The 19,214-nt window shown below is 54.1% G+C and carries 17 protein-coding genes and 4 pseudogenes; 2 read left to right on the top strand and 19 right to left on the bottom strand.

The window, feature by feature from the left end:
• Positions 1 to 74: 74 nt before the first annotated feature.
• The 14 genes and pseudogenes from Q0894_RS00775 to Q0894_RS00840 form a co-directional block, all read right to left on the bottom strand.
• On the bottom strand, positions 75 to 422 hold the full coding sequence (locus Q0894_RS00775; protein ID WP_299230617.1) for a curli assembly protein CsgF: 348 nt from the start codon (positions 420 to 422) through the stop codon (positions 75 to 77).
• A gap of 102 nt (positions 423 to 524) precedes the next feature.
• The gene (locus tag Q0894_RS00780; RefSeq protein WP_299230619.1) at positions 525 to 911 is read right to left on the bottom strand and encodes a CsgE family curli-type amyloid fiber assembly protein; all 387 of its coding nucleotides are present in this window, start codon (positions 909 to 911) and stop codon (positions 525 to 527) included.
• A gap of 146 nt (positions 912 to 1,057) precedes the next feature.
• The gene (locus Q0894_RS00785) at positions 1,058 to 1,762 is read right to left on the bottom strand and encodes a LuxR C-terminal-related transcriptional regulator (protein WP_299230620.1); all 705 of its coding nucleotides are present in this window, start codon (positions 1,760 to 1,762) and stop codon (positions 1,058 to 1,060) included.
• Positions 1,763 to 2,145: 383 nt separating this feature from the next.
• Complete coding sequence (locus Q0894_RS00790; protein ID WP_299230622.1) at positions 2,146 to 4,170, bottom strand: nucleoside-diphosphate sugar epimerase/dehydratase; 2,025 nt, start codon at positions 4,168 to 4,170, stop codon at positions 2,146 to 2,148.
• A 227-nt stretch (positions 4,171 to 4,397) separates the two neighbouring features.
• Positions 4,398 to 5,675 carry a Vi polysaccharide biosynthesis UDP-N-acetylglucosamine C-6 dehydrogenase TviB gene (tviB, locus tag Q0894_RS00795; protein ID WP_299230624.1) on the bottom strand — a complete coding sequence of 426 codons (1,278 nt, stop codon included), beginning with the start codon at positions 5,673 to 5,675 and terminating at the stop codon, positions 4,398 to 4,400.
• A 281-nt stretch (positions 5,676 to 5,956) separates the two neighbouring features.
• On the bottom strand, positions 5,957 to 6,682 hold the full coding sequence (locus Q0894_RS00800; protein ID WP_299230626.1) for an ElyC/SanA/YdcF family protein: 726 nt from the start codon (positions 6,680 to 6,682) through the stop codon (positions 5,957 to 5,959).
• 120 nt (positions 6,683 to 6,802) lie between these two features.
• Positions 6,803 to 8,005: a DegT/DnrJ/EryC1/StrS aminotransferase family protein gene (locus tag Q0894_RS00805; RefSeq protein ID WP_299230628.1), complete on the bottom strand. Its 1,203-nt coding sequence runs from the start codon at positions 8,003 to 8,005 to the stop codon at positions 6,803 to 6,805.
• Positions 8,006 to 8,157: 152 nt separating this feature from the next.
• Positions 8,158 to 8,772, bottom strand: coding sequence for an acetyltransferase (locus Q0894_RS00810; RefSeq protein ID WP_299230630.1), 615 nt, complete (start codon positions 8,770 to 8,772; stop codon positions 8,158 to 8,160).
• A complete protein-coding gene (locus Q0894_RS00815; protein WP_299230631.1) occupies positions 8,772 to 9,365 on the bottom strand; it encodes a sugar transferase in 594 nt (197 codons plus the stop codon). The genes Q0894_RS00810 and Q0894_RS00815 overlap by 1 nt, the downstream gene beginning before the upstream one ends.
• A 62-nt stretch (positions 9,366 to 9,427) precedes the next feature.
• Positions 9,428 to 10,681: a glycosyltransferase family 4 protein gene (locus Q0894_RS00820; protein ID WP_299230633.1), complete on the bottom strand. Its 1,254-nt coding sequence runs from the start codon at positions 10,679 to 10,681 to the stop codon at positions 9,428 to 9,430.
• Positions 10,682 to 10,718: 37 nt separating this feature from the next.
• Positions 10,719 to 11,246, bottom strand: a complete 528-nt coding sequence (locus Q0894_RS00825; protein ID WP_299230635.1) for a hypothetical protein — start codon at positions 11,244 to 11,246, stop codon at positions 10,719 to 10,721.
• Positions 11,239 to 12,387 (bottom strand): glycosyltransferase family 4 protein, encoded by a 1,149-nt coding sequence (locus Q0894_RS00830; protein WP_299230637.1) that lies wholly within the window; start codon positions 12,385 to 12,387, stop codon positions 11,239 to 11,241. Before Q0894_RS00830 ends, Q0894_RS00825 begins: the two co-directional genes overlap by 8 nt.
• A 169-nt stretch (positions 12,388 to 12,556) precedes the next feature.
• Positions 12,557 to 12,868 (bottom strand): annotated as a pseudogene (locus Q0894_RS00835) (IS3 family transposase); the annotation flags it as partial.
• A 183-nt stretch (positions 12,869 to 13,051) separates the two neighbouring features.
• Positions 13,052 to 14,171, bottom strand: a pseudogene (locus Q0894_RS00840) (ISAs1 family transposase).
• Between the two features lie 272 nt (positions 14,172 to 14,443).
• On the opposite strand from Q0894_RS00840, the gene Q0894_RS00845 reads away from it, so the two are divergent.
• Both Q0894_RS00845 and Q0894_RS15730 read left to right on the top strand, forming a co-directional pair.
• On the top strand, positions 14,444 to 14,896 hold the full coding sequence (locus Q0894_RS00845) for a DDE-type integrase/transposase/recombinase (protein ID WP_299230639.1): 453 nt from the start codon (positions 14,444 to 14,446) through the stop codon (positions 14,894 to 14,896).
• Positions 14,897 to 14,986: 90 nt separating this feature from the next.
• Positions 14,987 to 15,223 (top strand): integrase core domain-containing protein, encoded by a 237-nt coding sequence (locus tag Q0894_RS15730; RefSeq protein ID WP_195687626.1) that lies wholly within the window; start codon positions 14,987 to 14,989, stop codon positions 15,221 to 15,223.
• 28 nt (positions 15,224 to 15,251) lie between these two features.
• Here Q0894_RS15730 and Q0894_RS00850 read toward each other — a convergent pair.
• From Q0894_RS00850 to Q0894_RS00870, 5 genes and pseudogenes are all read right to left on the bottom strand, one after another.
• Positions 15,252 to 15,449, bottom strand: a pseudogene (locus Q0894_RS00850) (transposase); the annotation flags it as partial.
• 133 nt (positions 15,450 to 15,582) lie between these two features.
• Positions 15,583 to 15,915: pseudogene (locus Q0894_RS00855) on the bottom strand (IS110 family transposase); the annotation flags it as partial.
• Positions 15,916 to 16,021: 106 nt separating this feature from the next.
• Positions 16,022 to 16,156 (bottom strand): hypothetical protein, encoded by a 135-nt coding sequence (locus tag Q0894_RS00860; protein ID WP_299230641.1) that lies wholly within the window; start codon positions 16,154 to 16,156, stop codon positions 16,022 to 16,024.
• Positions 16,134 to 17,348, bottom strand: coding sequence for an O-antigen ligase family protein (locus tag Q0894_RS00865; protein ID WP_299230643.1), 1,215 nt, complete (start codon positions 17,346 to 17,348; stop codon positions 16,134 to 16,136). Before Q0894_RS00865 ends, Q0894_RS00860 begins: the two co-directional genes overlap by 23 nt.
• Before the next feature lie 400 nt (positions 17,349 to 17,748).
• The gene (locus Q0894_RS00870; protein ID WP_299230645.1) at positions 17,749 to 19,128 is read right to left on the bottom strand and encodes an IS1380 family transposase; all 1,380 of its coding nucleotides are present in this window, start codon (positions 19,126 to 19,128) and stop codon (positions 17,749 to 17,751) included.
• Positions 19,129 to 19,214: the final 86 nt, after the last annotated feature.

The following is a 19,214-nucleotide window of genomic DNA, read 5'->3' on the forward strand; positions in this document are numbered from 1 at the left end:
GGCGGCCTGACGCCGATGATGTCCCGATCCGAGCTTAGCTGACCTGTCAGGTGGTCCGAAGGATGGGGACCACTTCAACCCCCACCCAGGCTGCGAATCCTGATCTTCAGGTTGGAGCTGTCGATCACGCTGGTGCGCCCTGGCTCACCTTTCACGGCATCAGTAATGGCATCTTCCACCAGCCCCGCCCTCAGGTCCTGAAGAAACAGATCGGTTTCGGAAAACCCACCGAAATCCGGAGCATTGGGATCGGTGTTGTCATCCTGGGCCTGGGCCTTGCCCAACAGGTAGTTGCCCACCAAGGGGTCACCGCCGAAGGAGGGGTTGATGGGCCTGTAGATCATCTCCCCCGCATGGACCAGGCTCGCCGTGAGTGCCACGCCGGCGACGAGTGCTGCGGATACGATATGCTTCGCTTTCATTATTACTCTCCTATACCACTCGCCTTTACCACTCACCTATACCATTCACCTAAGCGAGTTAGCCTGTGCGAGATAAACCTGTGCGAGATAAGCCTGCGTAAGCTAGATTTCTTCGTCAGCTAAATCAGGATCATTGCCAAGCGCCTGAAGGATGGACTCTCTGATAACTCGCTGTTCCACCTGCTCGATGGCCACTTCGACATAGTCATCTATATCACTGAGCCGCGGAGGCATCGTTGCCTCGAACACCACCTGATTATCCAGAGTGATCCAGACCTGACTTCCCCATCTTGCCGAGGGCCTCTCGTAGACAGCGAGGTTGGCCTCCGAAATCACCGGCCTGGCGAGGCTCAATTGGCTAAACTGCCGAAAGAAGGTCTTGCCCGTCATGGTGATGGTGCGATCGATCAGCACTCCCGAAATCCCGGGCTCTCCAAGCCGAAACTGCTGCTTCAACTCCTCTTCCGCCTGGCCGGGCTCCTCCGCCACACCCTCCTCCTGGTTGGCGATAAGGCCCTGGCCCTGAGCCAGCCCCCCGGATTCAACCTGCCCCTGGGCAGGGGAACTAACAGCGACCATTCCCCCCAGGGTAACCATTGCCCCCAGGGTAAAGAGACACGGCAGAGAGCGAGACACTACTGAAGAGAGTCGCTGTCGCATCCTTTTTCTCCCCTGCGTGTATGCATTTTCATCAGCGGAGGCGGGGCCCCGATATTCTGTCTGGCCCAGTTAACCGCTTGAGTTCTGTTATGAACGTCAATTTTCTTGAAGATGTTGTACAGGTGGGACTTGACGGTGTGCTCACTGACAAAGAGGGTGTCGGCGATCTGCATATTGGTTGCCCCCGACCCCAGCAAGCCGATGATCTCCAGCTCACGCTGCGTAAGCCCACAGGCGGGTCGATAGGAGTTCAACGCCTGCTTTCTGAAGAACTCGATCAAGCGTGTCATCAGGGCCCTGGACATCCAGAGATGCCCCTCGAGAAGCCGATCGATTCCCTTGCAGATCATTTCTAGGGAGTCGTGCTGGTAGAAAACCCCCGAGAGATGCATGAACGTCAGTAATTCTGCCGCATGAGACTCATCCCGCATATTGAGGGCCGCCATACGCACATCCGGCGTTTCCATGACCAACTCATGCCACTTCAGCATCAGACTCTCGTCCATGTAGCCCGCATCGATGATCACCAGTTCGGTGCCTTCCGGAAGGCTGTCTGCTTTCTCATTCGGGGAGAGTTGTGAGATGGAGCAGCTTATATTGTTCTTGATAAATTCAATGAAAAGGGTTGACTGTGGATTTTGCTCCGAGACAAACACCACGCTTCCAGTCCTTAGGTTCATGCTTATCTCCAGTATGATCGGGCTCAACCATCGTTCCGCAAGTGACTTGAGGCCAGGTAGTAGGAAGTATGGTACGACGACCCAGCAACGTAAACCTTTGTTACTGAGTGTGTCTTATGGTCACTCAGAAAGCAATACCCTGTGAAAGCATTTGTCTATATGAATCATAATGTTGCCATTCTGATCTTTAGTTAAACTGCTAAAAAACAAGATGAAGATGAATAAAAATCATCTTTTGGCGCCGTGCCCATCGCCGCCATGTAACGATGACGGGCCCCTGTAATGACCCCCTGCTTTCTGGGCCCCCAAAACGCAAGACACCCGGCGCGGGTCTCCCCGGCCGGGTGTCTTGATTAATCAGCTCCAGTTAATCAAGGTAAATCTCACATCATCGATTGTTTCCTTGATCGAATGTCCACGACCGAGCCTGCCTGCTCCGGGTCGCCTCGCTCCTGCTCCTGCTCCTGCTCCTGGAGGCTCGCCTGCTGCGCCTGCCACAGCAGGTCCTCGATGCCATCGTTGGGCTGATAACCGGTAGGCGCTTCGAGCAGCAGTTCGCGCAGTGCCGGATAGTCGAAACGGTAACAGGCCTCCAGCAGGCGTTCGAGCAGCTGGCGCATCTCACCCCAGGGCATCGAGACCTCGTTGGCCGTCATGATCCGCGTGTGACAGGTCTCCCCCGGATCTTCCCCGATCAGCAGCTCTTCATACAGCTTCTCACCGGGCCGCAGGCCGGTGAAGACGATATCGATATCGCCCTGCCTGAAGACATCCTGCCCCTCCAGCATCTCATCGGGGTCGGGGAACGCCGGCTCCAGGCCAGAGAGGCGCACCATCTGGCCCGCCAGCTCGGCGATCTTGACCGGCTCGCCCATATCCAGCACGAACACATCGCCGCCACGCGCCATGGCACCCGCCTGTATGACCAGCTGAGCGGCCTCTGGGATGGTCATGAAGTAACGAGTGATATCCGGATGGGTCACGGTGATCGGCCCGCCCGCCTCGATCTGGCGACGGAACAGCGGAACCACCGAGCCGCTGGAGCCCAGCACATTACCGAAGCGCACCATGGAGAACAGCGTGGCATGCTGTTCGGCCCCCAGCGCCTGGCATACCAGCTCGGCCAACCGCTTGCTGGCGCCCATCACGTTGGTCGGACGCACCGCCTTGTCGGTGGAAACCAGTACGAAGGCCTCGACCCCACTGTTGATGGCCGCCTCGGCGCAGGCATGGGTGCCCATCACGTTGTTGAGCAGCCCCTCCACCACATTGTGCTCCACCATGGGCACATGCTTGTAGGCCGCCGCATGGTAGACCGTCTGCACGCCGAAGTGCGCCATTACCGCCTCGAGGCGGGCCTGGTGCTGCACCGAGCCCAGCAACGTCTTCAGCGGCACCGAGAGTCCCTCCCGTGCCAAAAGGGCCAGCAGGTCCTGTTCCACGTGGTAGAGGTTGTACTCCGAGACCTCCAACAGGACCAGCTGACGCGGCCCCTGACGCAGGATCTGACGACACAGCTCGCTGCCGATGGAGCCCCCGGCGCCGGTCACCATCACCACCTTGTCGCGGATATTGGCGCCCATCAGGGTGGCATCCGGCGGCACCGGATCACGGCCCAGCAGATCCTCCACCGCCACGTCACGCACCTCGTTGATCTTGGCCAGGCCCTGGATCACATCCTTCATGCCGGGGATGCTCTGCACCGGCACGCTGAGCGGCTCCAGGCTCTCGAGAATCTCGCGCCGCCTTGCCCGGCTGCTGCTGGGAATGGCCATCAGCACCTTCTGGATGCCGTAGTTTTCGATCAGGCTCGGTATCGCCTGGGGTGGGTAGACCTTCAGCCCTTCGATAAAGGCGCGATGCAGCCCCTGGGCATCATCCACGAAGGCGCAGGGTTCATACTCCTGCCCCTGACGCAGCGACACCACCAACTGACGACCCGCCGAACCGGCACCGTAGATCAGCACCCGGGTCTTGTGACGCAGCTGTCCGCGCAGATAGATCGCCCGCAGGAAGAACCGCACCCCGCCGATGGTCAGCATCGCCAGCATGGCGTAGATAAAGGGCACCGAGCGCGGCACCGGCAGATTCAGCAGCACATTGATCACCGCCAGCGAAATCGCCGAGCCGGCCACCCCCGCCAGCACCGCCTTCACCGCCTTCTGGTTCATATAGCGGATCACCGCGCGGTAGAACCCCACGCGAATGAAGATCAGCAGGCTCACCGGAATCATCACCGGCAGCACCAGCCACACCTCCGGCTGGGCCATGAAGGCCAGGCTATCCAGGCGCAGCAGCATGGCCGTGGCGAAGCTGAAGATGATCAGCACCACATCCGCCAGCAGCTGCACCAGGCGCTTCTGGGTGCGTGGCAGCCGGAACAGCGGGTAAAACAACTTTATCAGCACAGAACGGTCCTTCTCATTCCCAATCCTGGATGCACAGGATCCAGGAGACATGGGATGAGGTGAGCAAGGTGGGAAGTCGCGGAATAATAACAATCAGGGCGCCGGCATTCAGCCGCTAGTAACGCCACGGAAGTGACACGCCGTGTAAGAGATGTCTTACACGGCGTGCGAGAGTCGCCACAGCTGTGAGAAACGCTACAGCTACAGCTACGTTAACTGCTACATCATTACAGCCTGAGATCGACCTGGGTCTTGTCGAGGGCGTACTTCAGATCGTACAGCACCTGCTCGGGCTTGCCCCAGGCACGGATGCCCCCGGCACCCAGCTCGCAGAACTCGCGGTGAGCCACGGCCAGGATGGTGGCGTCATAGGCGCCCTCTTCCGGCGTTTCCACCGGGCGAATACCGTACTCCGCTTCGGCTTCATCGCCATTGACCTGGGGGTCGAAGACATCCACCCGGACGTTGTACTCGGCAAGCTCATTGAGGATATCAACCACCCGGGTATTGCGCAGATCCGGGCAGTTCTCCTTGAAGGCCAGGCCCAGCACCAGCACCCGGGCTCCATCCACATGGATGCGCCGCTTGATCATCTGCTTGACCAGCTGGCTTGCCACATAGGCGCCCATGCCATCGTTGAGCCGGCGCCCTGCCAGGATCATCTCCGGGTGATAGCCAACCTGCTGAGCCCTGTGGGTCAGGTAGTAGGGGTCCACGCCGATGCAGTGACCACCCACCAACCCCGGCCGAAACGGCAGGAAGTTCCATTTGGTACCGGCCGCTTCCAGCACCTCTTCGGTATCGATCCCCAGGCGATTGAAGATCACCGCCAACTCGTTGATCAGGGCGATATTCACGTCGCGCTGGGTGTTCTCGATCACCTTGGCGGCCTCGGCCACGGCGATGGAGCTCGCCTGGTGGGTACCGGCGGTGATCACCCGGCGATAGAGGGCATCCACGAACTCGGCCACCTCCGGCGTGGAGCCCGAGGTCACCTTCTTGATGGTGGTAACGCGGTGCTCCTTGTCGCCGGGGTTGATCCGCTCCGGGCTATACCCGGCATAGAAATCCTGGTTGTAGATCAACCCAGACACCCGCTCCACCACCGGGATGCAGGCCTCCTCGGTGGCACCGGGGTAGACGGTAGACTCATAGATCACCACATCGCCCTGACCCACCACCTGGCCCAAAGTCTCACTGGCACGAACCAGGGGCGTGAGATCCGGCCGGCGGCTGGCATCGATGGGGGTCGGCACGGTCACGATATAGACGTTGCACTCCCGCAGCGCCTCCAGCTCGCTCGAGAACGACAGCTGTGTCGCCTGCGCCAGCAGCTCCGGCTCCACCTCCAGCGTGTGATCCACCCCATCGCGCAGCTCACCGATGCGCCGGGCATTGATATCGAACCCCACGGTGGGCAGCACCTTCCCAAATTCCACCGCCAGCGGCAGCCCCACATAGCCCAGGCCAATGACGCCCAGGCGCACGTTATCCAGATTCAACATGCGTTACATCCTATGATCGAAAACTGTGTCTTAAAAAAAGATTCATCGCAGAGTGACGTGAAGCCTGTAGATAGGAGGCATACTCCTCTACCCACTGGGGGTTTCGCCACCTTGTGGGAGGCCGGCCCCCCGGGCGATGGCGCCGATAGGCGCCCGTTAGTCTTGTCGCACATTTACTTGAAGATGCCTTGTAAGAGCGCGGGTCCCCGGGCGATTGGTGCCGGAACCTGACAACAAAGCCGATGGGTATTGGCTACCAGGCCTATCCATGCAAACCTCGCTTACGGCTGCTCCCAGCGCACCGCCAGCAACCCCAGAGCCTCATATACCACACGCTCGGTCTTGCGCAGCTCACTGGCCGACGGTACCCAATCACGCAACGTGCTCCTGGGCGTGTGTTGCGTCAGATAGTGGGTAGGCGCTGCTACGGGATCGAGACCCGCCCGCTGGAAGTGGCGCATCGCCCGCGGCATATGCGAGGCCGAAGTCACCAGTACTATCCTAGCGCCCTCCCCCAGTTCATCCCGCACCGCCTGGGCCTCCTGGCCGGTATCGGTGGGCCAATCCAATAGGCGAAGCTGCGCCTCCGGCACGCCAAGATCCATGGCAGCGGTCGTATAGCCTTTCGCCACAGCAGGAACCGTCGAGTCACTGCTGGCACCGGAAACCATCAGTAGCAATTCAGGGCGCTGACGCCAAAGGCGAACTCCCTCCATCAAGCGAATGGCAGAACTATCGCTAAGTCGCCCCACACTGGAGCGTGGCGCCTCCGGCTGCCAACCACCGCCCAACACCACCACCGCGGCCAGCGAGTCATCGTTGGGCAACTCCATCAGTGCCGGATAGCACTGTTCCAACGGTGCCAGCAGCCGGTCAGTCACCGGCGGCCAACTGACCAACAGCAGTAGCAACAGGCCGCCCCCCACAACGCCGAGCCCCAGACGGCGGTGACGCGACGCCAGAAACAGTCCGAGCGTCACCAGCGAAAGAATGATTGGTAACGGCATTAACCAATGCGCCGCAACACTCTTGATCAGCTCATACATTGGTTAGCCTGGCAGCCAATGGACGGGAGCGGCCAGCGGCAGATAGCATGGCAGAGTCTACTAAAGAGGTGCACGCCACCATTAACTGATAGCCTCAGCCATCACCTCACGAATCACCTCGCAGGTCTTGTCGATCTCGGCCTCGGTTAGCGTGGGGTGGCACAGAAACATCAGGCTGGTCTCACCCAGCTCGCGCGCCACGGGCAAGCGGTGTTCGGGCCGCCAGCCGGGATTACTCGATAAGCCATCGAAGGCCTTCTCAAGATAGACCTCGGAGCAGGAGCCCGAGAAACATGGCACACCCCGCTCGACGATTGCCGTCTGGATACGATCGCGATTCCAGCCCTCAGCCAGCTGCTCCGGTTCTACAAACACATAGCACTTGTAGGCCGCATGCTCGATATGCTCGGGAATAAATGGCACCCGTAACCCGGGGCACTCGCTTGCCACCTTCCAAATCCGCTGCGCATTGACCTGGCGCGCCGCCTTCCACTGCGGCATGCGAGCCAACTGAATGCGACCGATGGCTGCCTGCATCTCGGTAAGACGCCAGTTGGTGCCGAAGCTTTCGTGAAGCCAACGGAAGCCAGGCGGATGTTCTCTCTCGTACACGGCTTCCCAACTCTTGCCGTGATCCTTGTAGGCCCACATCCTGCCCCACAGCGCCTCATCGCTTGTGGTGACCATGCCCCCTTCCCCGCCGGTGGTCATGATCTTGTCCTGGCAGAAAGACCAACAACCTATATGGCCGATGCTGCCCACGCTGCGCCCATGATATGTAGCGCCATGTGCCTGGGCGCAATCCTCGATCACATAGAGGCTGTGCTCCTCGGCCAGCGCCATCAAGTCATCCATCTCGCAGGGCCAACCTGCCAGATGCACGGCGAGTATCGCGCGGGTATTGGGAGTGACCTTCTCGGCCACCGTAGCGGCAGTAATATTCTGGGAGTCACGATCCACATCGGCGAATACCGGCACCGCCCCGGCGAGAGCGATGCTGGAGGCAGAGGCCAGGAAAGTACGCGAGGTGACGATCACCTCATCGCGGCCCCGACCATCGCCCTCTCCTATCCCTAGCCCCTTCAAGGCGAGGTCCAGCGCGGTAGTGCCATTGGAAACAGCGATGGCGTATTCCGTTTGGGCATACTTTGCGAACTCTCGCTCGAATGCACGCCCCTCCTGGCCAGTCCAGTAGTTAACCTGGTTGGAGAGCAGCACCCGCTGCACAACCTCGGCCTCTTCATTAGTAAAGGAGGGCCAAGGCGAAAAAGGTCCGTTTAGCATCTAAACCACCATGGTAGATAACCAAGCTAGCGTGTGCGGTGAGACCCACTTGTAACCGTCAAGCACGGCAATCGCTAGCCGAAAATGTTAGCTGATTGCGGGGGCTGACCCCAAAGGCGGGCGACCCGCAGGCTGCATGAAGAGTTATTTACTCACACCGGCCTGGCGGGCACACCAACTACAGTGCTACCAGCGGCCACATCTTTAATTACGGCTGCGCCGGCACCTACTACGGCATGCCTGCCAATACTAACGAGTTGCTTTACCGCAGCACCAATGCCAACCCACGCGCCCTCTCCCACTTTCACGTACCCAGCTAGGGCCGCACCGGGGGAGATATGTACCCCATCGGCCAGCGTGCAGTCATGATCTAACGAGGCTCGGGTATTGACGATGCAGGCCATACCCACGTAGCAATCTGCCTGAATTACCACACCGGCAAATACCACACTGCCGATACCTAGCTCAGCCTGTGCGCTCACCACCGCGTTGGGATGAATAATGGTGACCAAGGGTGCCCCGGAAGCCAGCAATTTGCGAGTCTTGGCGAGGCGAGTGGCGTTATTACCAATACCGACCACTACGCCGTCAAAATCATTGGCAGTATCGAATAGTGTTGCAGTACCTCCCGCTACCGACCAAGCGCCATTTTCACTAACCCGCGGCCAAGCATCATCAAAGAAGACCACCTCCTTCCAACCGGCTTGTAATGCCGTATCGGCAACTACCTTGCCGTGGCCGCTGGCCCCTAGAATCGCTAGCCTCACTACTCGTTTCCTCGGAAGTGCTCCGCCGTCACATGCCCTTCGGATGAAATACCATCACGCGCTACCACCTTTTTAATGGTTAACCACAGGATCTTCAGATCCAGTCCTAGCGAGTGGTTATCGACATACCACACATCCATTTCGAATTTCTTACCCCAGCTCAGCGCATTACGCCCGTTTACCTGGGCCCATCCCGTCACACCAGGTCGAACTTCGTGGCGCCTATACTGTTCAGCACTATAAAGTGGCAAGTATTTCATAAACAGTGGTCGCGGCCCGACAAGACTCATGTCTCCTTTAAGTACATTCCAAAGCTGTGGCAGTTCATCCAGACTAGTAGTGCGCAAAATGTTTCCAAAACGCGTTATGCGCTCCTCATCCGGCAGAGGATTGCCATTTTTGTCTAAGGCATCAAGCATAGTGCGAAACTTAATCATCTCGAAGGGTTTGCCATTTAATCCGGGACGCACCTGACGGAAGAAAACCGGGTAGCCAAGCTTTCGATAAATTTTGATAGCTACAACTAATATTAGTGGGGAGAAAATCACCAGGCCTACAGCAGAGGATAAAAAATCGAAAAGTCGCTTAATCATAGAGCACCTTCTTAAATATCAAATTTTAAACCAAAACCTAACATTTATTTGTTATATAAAAATCAATAACAACCTGGTGAAATATAAGCCGCCCTTTCAGGGCATTTATTTTTTACCGCTTGAAGTACCCGTATCAATTCGTCCGCTAGCTTTTCCCGGTCAAAATTTTCCTCTGCAAGCTGGCGAGCCGCACGTCCTGCTTTTTCTAGCCACTGAGGATCTTGCATTTTTGAATCTAATTCAACAGCAACATCCGCGGGCGATTTCTGCCACATCGCAAGACCACAACCAGTAGACTTTACCAGTTCATGCATCCATCCACCATGATTAATAAAAATGGGGGTGCCAGATGCTAATGTATCGAAGAACTTATTTGCAGAGTTTGCCCTAGCCTCAGGCAAATCAATTACTAGATTTGATGCCATAGTTGCCGCACTCAATAAACCAGGAATTTCACTTTTTGGCATAGCGCCTTCAATAAATACATTTTTCTCATAAACCTTTTTTTTCTTAGCCATCTGAATTGTTTTTTCACGTTCGGCCCCACTACCAACCAGCAAAATCTTAATTTCTGACTCTATTTTTAAAAGTTGTTCTGCGACATCAATTATATAATCAACACCATTAACCTTACCGAAGGTACCCGCATATACAAATAGAGGGCTACTCCCTAGCCAGTTTCGCTCCTTACGAAATCTTACTGCTGCGCTAGCATCGAATTGGAATTCTACATTATCACAGCCATTGGGAATCACCGCCACCTTCTCTGCCGGGAAGCCTGTACGGACCACACCTTCTTTCATGCCGGGAGAAAGAGCCACAACTGCTTGGGAGTTACGGTAGGCCCAAAGCTCTAACTTATGGGCTGCAAACTTTAAAAGGGGATTTTGAAGTGCGCCTACAGCAATGGGCATCTCAGGCCATAAGTCTCGTACTTCGAAAACTAGTGGGATCTTGTTTTTTCGAGATGCAGGAACAGCAGGCAAAGCGATAGTCAAAGGAGTACTACTCGCGAAAATAATATCACCACCCAGCTTCACAGCTTTTTTGCGAGCAGCCATGGCAAAGTCAAAAAACGCCTTAATCCGTTGTAAAAAACTCATATTGTTAGAATAGGGAACTGGATACCAGTGTACATGAATACCGGATTCCTCTGTTTTGAACCAACTCTTTTCAGGAGTATTCATCTCACGGTAGCTGGTGACCATGTGAACCTCATGCCCAGCGGCCACCATACGGCGAGCCATCTCATAAGAACGGGTGCCGCCAGACATTTCGGGAGTGGTGAAATATTGATGAAGATATATAACTTTCATTACATGGTGCCTTATTTTTTACAGTTTCAAAGCAAATTTAAAATGAAGTAATTTTCACCTCACCAATTTCCTTAGCTGGAGCACCTCCATAGACTTTCCTATCATTATGCATAGGTCGATTAAGTACTGAACCGGCAGCCAAGACCGATTCGCAAGGCAATATCGCACCTGTTGTAATAGTACAATTTGCGGCAACCCAAGAGCCCTGTTTTATGATAAGCGAGCCCTTTGATTTAGAAGGCAGCCACCTAAATGACTCGCCATCAAACTGATGATCACCACTGCTATACACACCTCCAGGCCCTAGAATAACATTATCTTCAATGTATATATCATCAGTTATAAATACGTTATTTGGCGCTATATAGACATTACTTCCCACTCGCATTCCCGATAGAGAATTTAAAATAACAGTTGAAGAGACCTGGAAATTACAACCGCATTCCCTCATCATTAACGAATATAGAAAACCTCTAAGCCTCATAAAGATAGGGTGATTGGGGAGAAAGCATGTTATTGTCCTAACAAACCAAGAATAAAGAATAGAAATTCTTAATTTATTCATAGAAAATTCTCTTTATGAACTTATCTAGAGTAAAGTTTTTTGACTTCCTGTAGGCATCAGCTCTTATTTTATTATAGCTCTCACTATCTTGCGAAAGCGAAATCATATTTTCATAAAAACTATTTGGGTCATTAAACTCCGCGAAGCATATATTTTTTTTATCTTCAAAAATATCTGGCAGACTTCCTACTGGTGTACTGATGACTGCGAGTCCGTTAGCCATTGCTTCTAATATAACTCTTGGAGAACCTTCAGATAAGGAGCCGAAAAGAAATATATCAGCAGACCTTAGCTCTTCGTTAATTTTTTTACGTTCTTCTATGTGGCCAAGAAAACGAACATTTTCAATGTTTACTTCTTTTACAACCCTCTTCAACCAGCTCTCTATTTCACCAGTTCCAATTATAGTTAATGAGCTACCAGGATTTTTATTATTAAATAGCGCGAAAGCACGCACAATAGTTTCAATACCTTTTGCAGTCCTCAGATATCCTAAATAAACAAATTTAGCTTTGTTAGGCAAGATGTTTTTATCTTTAAAATAAAAATCATCACTTGTTAAAGTTGAAGATATTAACGGGGTAGCTTTTATTTCTTTTCTACCCAACTTCTCAGACAAGTGATTACCATTTGTGTATACAGCAGCCCCTTTACAAGCCCACTTGTATAAAAAATTTTCAAAATAAAAACCTTTCACTAAAACAGTTTTTTTAATTTTGCTGAAATTTGGATTTTTTTTTGCAGCATCAACTGGATCACCAACAAAGTGTATTATCCGCTTTTTATTTTTCCCAAAAACTTTTTGGAGCCAACCAAAAGGGGCAGGATAGCGAGCATAATACTCATCAACGTTTCGAGTTAACCAATAACCCTTTACATATGAGAAAAAATGTTGAATCGAGCCGACATATCCATTGCTAAATGGAAGCTCATATACGGAAATCTCACTCTCACCGAGCTGACTAATCTCTATGCCAGTCTCATTTTCGTCAAAATCAAGTTGCTTACAAACGGAAAGCAGCACAACCTCATCGTAATATTTAATTATCTGATTTAGGTAAGCCCAATGACTAAAAGGCAAATAATATTGGCCGTTCTTTTTCTCTAAAGCCCATGCATGTAACAGTAGACTTTTACTCATATGATAAGATTCCATTGTGTAAGCGCTGTACAGATCTCATCGCAACTGCTTAATTGCCACTGGCGGGGTAAATTTTACCTACCTATCACCAGCTGACAGAGCCATCAGTAGAAGCAGATCTCGTTCGCCCAGGCAGAAAATCTGAACAAGAAGAAGGTCAACCGTCGAGTTATCCTACACAGCACTTGTGGACATCGATCTGAGCGATCATTCGGGCTTTGAAGGCCTCCAAGCTGATCACCCCCACTACACTGTGCCGGCGCTGCCGGTTGTAGTCCATTTCAATGTACTCGAACACCTGTCGTCGCATGGCTTCCCGGGTTGCGAATCGCTCGCCGTGAATGGCTTCGGCCTTGAGTCTGCGAAAGACGTTCTCCGCGCAGGCATTATCATAGAAGTTACCCTTGGCGCTCTTGCTGCGCCGGAGATCGTGCTGGGTCAGCAACGGCTGGTATAGGATCGAGCAATACTGGCTACCGCGGACGCCCTTCTATGTGTCAGGTGGCGATTTGTGCCTGGTCGATCTCTCGGTGACGGTGGCGCAGCACGTAGTATATCTCTCGCGCGATATAACGTTTCAGGCATCGAAGGGGTTACAGCTTGGAATACCCCTTCGCGTCCCACCGAGAGCCATACGCTAGGCAGGGAAAACGCATGAAAAAACCTACACCGCGAGAACGTCGGCAAGGTACGTCTCGTCCAGCGCGGCTTTCTTCTGTTTTCGCCGAATTCCACCCTTGAAAGACTTCTCACCTTTCAGGTAATTCAGCGCGATATGCCGGACCCTGGCGAGATTTTCTGCCGCCTGTCCGCGATGGATTTTGCAGGCATCCTCACGGAGAGCGACGTCTAAAGACCAATGGAGCTTATTCTCGACATACCAATGCTGGCGGGCCGCTTCAGCGAGCTTTTTAGCGCTGAGATCGGCTGAGCTGATGTAGTAGCGGATCATCGGCTCTTCAGGGGCTTCGTCACCCTCTTGGCGGAAGCTCATCACCACTCCCACCGTTTTCAAGCCTGGCCATTCATAGCTAAGCTCCTGAAATTCTTCGGTAAGCTCACTCACGATGTGATAGCGCGTCTCTTGTCGGCCGCGGTTCTTTTCGTCCGTGACATACGAGTCACCCGCAAAGCTCGCTACCTTGGCTATCGGGAATGCAGCCTCGAAGGCGTCAGCCAGGGCTGGCTGGTTGCCCTTCACCGATAGCAAGTAATCAGCCCCCTTCTGCAGGACCTGAGTGGCGATTTTCTTCTGGCATCCCATGGCATCGATCGTTACCAGACAGCCTTGCAGATTGAATAGCTTGAGCAGTTCGGGAATCGCCGTAATCTCATTGGACTTCTGTGCCGTCTTCACCTGTCCCAAGACGACACCATTCGCGGCGCTGAAGGCGCTGACCATGTGGAATCGCACCCTTGCCTTTACCACGGCAGTACGAGCCGCGCAGGGTCTTGCCATCGATGGCCACCACTGCTCCATCAGTGACGTCATGGCAGGCCTTCATCCACTCGGCGAACGCACATTGCAGCTGCTCGGCATTGACCAGAGCCATCACCCTGGCCAAGGTGTCGTGGCTTGGGACGCCAGCTTCAAAATCGCCGTACTGTCGCAGAAAATCGAGCTTCGCATGGCCAAAATCCTCTATCTCGTCCCAACCTTCAGCACCACAGATCACCGCACAGACGGTCAGGAACAAGATGTCTGACAACTGATGCTGCACTTTCCACGCCTGGCGGAAGTCGGGAACAATCGATAAATGGTGCATAAGAGACGGTGTCAGCATCGGATCATCCATGAGCAAAAGCTGCTAGATGACCACATAAGCTCCTACTGGTAAAGCGCTACGAAGCCCGTCGTAGAGCGGTTTTTCATGCATTTTCCCTGAGGCCCGTCCCAAGAATATCCGTGAGCAGTACGAGTTCGAGCTCCGAGAAACCAAGGAGGCGCTGGGCGAGGCCCATCTGCAGATCTACGCACTAAAAAGTGGCGCCGCCTGCTCGACGAGGACGAGAGCTCGTAAGGTCGCTGCAGGCGGAAATGGCCTAGGAAGGCCATGTGGTATCGCTCGTTAAGCTCTGCCGGTGGCTTGGGTTCCCCCGGCGAAGCCTGTATTACCGGCCCAAGCCGCGGCAGCGTGTCATCAATGACGATCTGGCGGCACGGGTGAAGCTGACCCTGGAGCGGTTTCCCACCTATGGCTATCGCCGGCTGGCGTGCGTTTTGGGTGAGAATCGCAAGCCAATACAACGCATCCTGCAGTTGAAAGGCTGGCAGGTGCGCAAGCGGCCGCAGGGCTTCCGCCCGCGAGCCAGGAGTCTGCCGTCCGTCGCCTTGAGGCCTGATGAGCGATGGGCGACCGATCTCACCCACGTGTGGTGTGGCAAGGATCGGCGAGCTAGCCTGGCTGTGGTCATCGACTGCTGCACGCGTGAGATCCTCGGCTGGCGATTATCGGACAATGGCAGCAGCAAGACCGCGGAGGCGGCGTTGGAGGAAGCGCTGATCTAACGGCTGGGAGCGCTGGGACGCGTTCAGCAACCGCTGGCACTACGCTCCGACAACGGGCTGGTCTTCAGCAGCCGGCACTACACGGGCACGGTGAAGGCGTATGGGCTGACGCAGGAGTTCACGACGCCGTATACCCCTGAGCAGAACGGGCTCGTCGAGCGCTTCTTCCGTTCCTTAAAGGAAGAGTGCATCTGGCTCCATCGCTTCGAGTCGCTGGGCCAAGCCAGGGTAGTGATCGACCGCTGGATCCGATACTACAACGAAGAGCGGCCACATCAGTCTCTCGATTATGTGGCACCCCGGGCACACCCAGCATTAGTTGCGTAGGGTGTGCAGAAACTAGGGGGTCATTACAATCGATGACCCATTGGCGGAGAATATCGCGGGCTGCGTCCGCACCCCAGCGGGCGCGATCCAACAGGTACTGCACCCCATCTGGGGTGGCATCGCCGAGCCACTCGGCAAGATGCCAGCTATTCTTACGTTCGCACTGACTGAGCAGACCCTGGAGGTAGCGTAGTGCGCGATCGCGCGTTTCCGAACCCGGAAAGAGCGGGCCTAACCGATCTGCCAGGTCATCCAACAATGCTGAGACAGAGAGATCCAGTTCTTGCATCCTTCACCCTGTGATCGCTTCCATATCAACCACATGCATTTTAGCTTATTCAGTTACGACTGTAGTACTAGGAGACTGGTATGAGACTGGCGCCACATAGCCCCGCAAAACTGGCTTCTGAACCAATTCGATCCAGATTATCACCCGCCGTGATCGACAACTGGGCTGCCAACTCATAGCCCACCACCGTTAGCGATACCAGCTCTGGTACCTGCTCATCGACGATGGTCTTGATCATTACATCCAGATCCGCGAACTCGTCATGCAGCTCCAGATAGCAGCGAGCGAAGGGTTTCAACGCGATGCGGTCAGCTATCGTGCCCCCCCGTTAGCCACTTATGTCAGGGCGCCATGCGGCCAAGGTACGAATCAACTACATCCGCGTCATTTTCCTCAACTGATCGCTGCACTGAAGCCTGTGCAGCTCTGAAGGGGGTCACCTCAATGCGGCCGGCCGGGGACTTTCGCGGAAGGTGTGTCAAGCTGCCGGTTACTTAAGCAGGGGGTCATTATACGGCCACAAAAACGGTGAGCTCATATTGCCGAGCCACTTCAGCAACCGTGGAATTTCCCTTAAGAATCTCCATGAACACGACTGTATTGCGCTTGGCGGACCAGCGTTTAACCGTGGGTTCGATGCTCATACTGCCCTCCTGATCGCTGCACTATAGTCTGTGCCGCTTTGGGCGGGGGCACTTCACGCCGAGGGTAAGCAGAGACAATAGAGAAAACAAACCACATTATGGAGTAAGTTAGCGCGCCCCCGGTTTTCAAAGAAACTAGGGTTACATTTAATAGCAAAAGAAAAGGCAAAGCATCATGACTTTTAAATATAACAACCGAATTAACAAGGAGTTTTCTATAAAACAAAGAAAACAAAAAGAATGATATAACTCCACCAGAAGCTAAAAGATAAATTATTAAATTATGTGCATCTACAGCCCTACCAGCTATTTTTTTCATCTCATTAAAGTAACCAGCTTCCCCAACTCCAAATATGGGATTATTATAAAAAATATCTAACGCATGTAACCAAATTTCTTCTCTTGCTCCTAAGCCGCCTTCATTAAAAGTTTCACTAAGACGATCAGCTATGCTTCCTGAATTAATAAACACATCAAGAACTTTGGGGGCAACAGCCATTAAAACTAAAGTTAACAATATTTTATACACTTTTTTCATATGTGAAAAATACAGCAGTATTATAAGGCTAAACACTAAAGAGATGACTGACCCGCGGGATCCTGATTGTAAAACAGTATACATTATTGGTAGTGACAAAATAAAAGAGAAGCTGCGAATCAAAGGCCATTTTAAAGGGTTATAGATTGAAATATAAACCAGATAAATAGCTGCTAGAGAAAATCGCGCGCTTGTAGAATTTGGATTTTCACCAAATATCCATAACCGTCCTTTGTTGAAAAGCATCTCAGATGATAAGGCAGTGTTCAATATGATTATCAAAGAAACCACACCAAAACTATAAGACAACAGGCTATAATGAATATGCCTAGGATTTTTTTTAAAATGAACTAATAAAGAAGAATACAAAAGAACCATGACAAACAACTTGAAATTAAAAACATATCTCCCATTATCAGAGTAACCATAAAATGATGAAGATACAAATAAAGCAACAACTAGCAGCGCTAAATAAACAACACTCTTATCTATTTTTTCAACTAACACCCTATGATAATAGATAAAAATAATTAAAACTAAAGATGCGGCTGAAAAATCAACTAACCCAAACCCAGGCCTTACCCCAAAAACCGGATCAAATACCCCAAAAGATATAATAAAAGAAAAAAACAAAACATTTATGAGCAGCAACATGGTTAACACTTTTTCTCACATTCCGATTCGAAATAATAAGGCAGGCTACGCTCAATTGATCATCGCAATACTGCCACCTTGTAGGGGGGAACATGGCAAGACAAGAGCACTCTCCTCAAGCCAAAAAAAGGGCTCTTCGTCGTTGGGTGTGGAATTCGTCCCCTGAGCCCGCCTCATTCACGAGGGCGCTGATCGGGCGGTCTTAAAGTGCTGGCTGGCAGCATCGCTCATCAGGACTGGCTTCTTCAGCGCGAATGGTCGTTGAGTAATGCCAGAATGCGGACCCTTTCCCGCTTTCTTATAGCTTTTTGGAATCAATTGCGGCCGCCCAAGCAGCCGTGATCGCCGCCCGCCTCTCCGGTCGCTTGCTTTCTGATGCTGTGGTGGTCTCGCAGAAGCGTCAGCTCAGTGCGGTCAGCTTCGGCAGCCCCTTCAGCAGCGTCGGCCACCACTTGTCGGCGGCGGCACCCAGATGAACGGTGATGCGCCGAGCGTGCAGCCTCAGCGTGGCGGCGACCTTCAGCACCTGCTCGCGCATCCGGCTGAGGCTCCAGCCTTGCCGGGTCTGCCGCTCCAGCAGGCAGCGCAGGCCATGCAGGACCTGGTAGGCATAGAGGCTCAGCAGCAAGCTCACCTCGTTGCGTGCCATCACGTCCTGGACGGTGGAGGCGCCGCGATCGGTCGACGAGAGGTGCACGTCGAGCGCCGACTTCACCTCGCCCATGTGCGCCTCGGCGCTGCCGCGCTTGCGGTAGAGCGCCAGAATTTTCTCCGGCGGCCAGTGAAACTTGCCGAGGTTGGTGACCAGGAAGAAAGCATGCAGCAGCAGATCATCGGGACGTTCCTGTACCACCAGCACCACGCGCCGTGGCGCCGGCCAGGAACCGGCTTGGTACTCAAGGTCGTGGCACCACTCCCGAGGCTGTTCGGGTGGCCGGCCTCGTGGCCGCTTCAGGTACGGTGCCGCCAGCTTCTGCAGGCCAGTATGGCTGCGCAGCCGGCCCAGATACTCGATGCTGCGATCTTCCAGGGCTTCCAGCGTCGCGTTGTCGGTGAAGCCCGCATCGATGCGCACGCGCACCTGGGCCCCCGTGCTCTCGTTGAGTCGCCGCACCAGATGCGGGATCCAAGTATCGGCGTTCTCAGCCGGGCCAGCGTTGCCCTCGCGCAGCAGGCCGCCCACCATGTCGCCGGTTTCGGCCAGCGAGGCGACCAGCGGCGAGTAGATGCGGGCACCGTAAAGTCCGTGAAAGGCCGACCCGCCTTGGTGGCCATGCACCTCGATCGGCAGGCCGTCGATGTCCAGGGTCAGATGCTTGGGACGCTCACCGTTCTGCAGCGCGGTCAGGCGCCAGACCACCAGCCGCAGCAGACCTTCGTGCACGGCATCGATATTGTCGTTGCGCCCGAGGCAGCTCAGCAGCCGCGACAACGTAGCTTGAGACGGTCGATCTTGTGCCAATGGCGTCGTCCCGCGAGCATCGCTGCAGGCCAGTTGCCAGAGCGGGTCACGACGCAATGTATCGGTATCGCTGAGGTCGATCCATCCCATCGCACGCTGCAACACGAGGGTGCGCAGCTGACTGGCCAGCGAGTGGCGGATACGCAGCGGGTGGCGCGGATCGACCAGGTTGTCCTCCAGCGCCTCGATCACGCCGCTGTTGTCGAGGGCTTCACGCAGCAGCAGAGCGCCGCTGTCGCTGGTGGTGCGATGGCCGTCGAGCTCAACGCGGATGGACCCGTTGCAGGACGGAATCCAGGGAGATACGCTTTCACCCATAGCGGATGGTCCTCTGGAATCAGGTTCTTGCCGGAACGTTCTGATTTCTCAAGAGAATATCATCCGCTATCTTTGTTTTCAGGCCG

The organism is uncultured Halomonas sp., from assembly GCF_947501415.1.
GTDB lineage: Bacteria > Pseudomonadota > Gammaproteobacteria > Pseudomonadales > Halomonadaceae > Halomonas.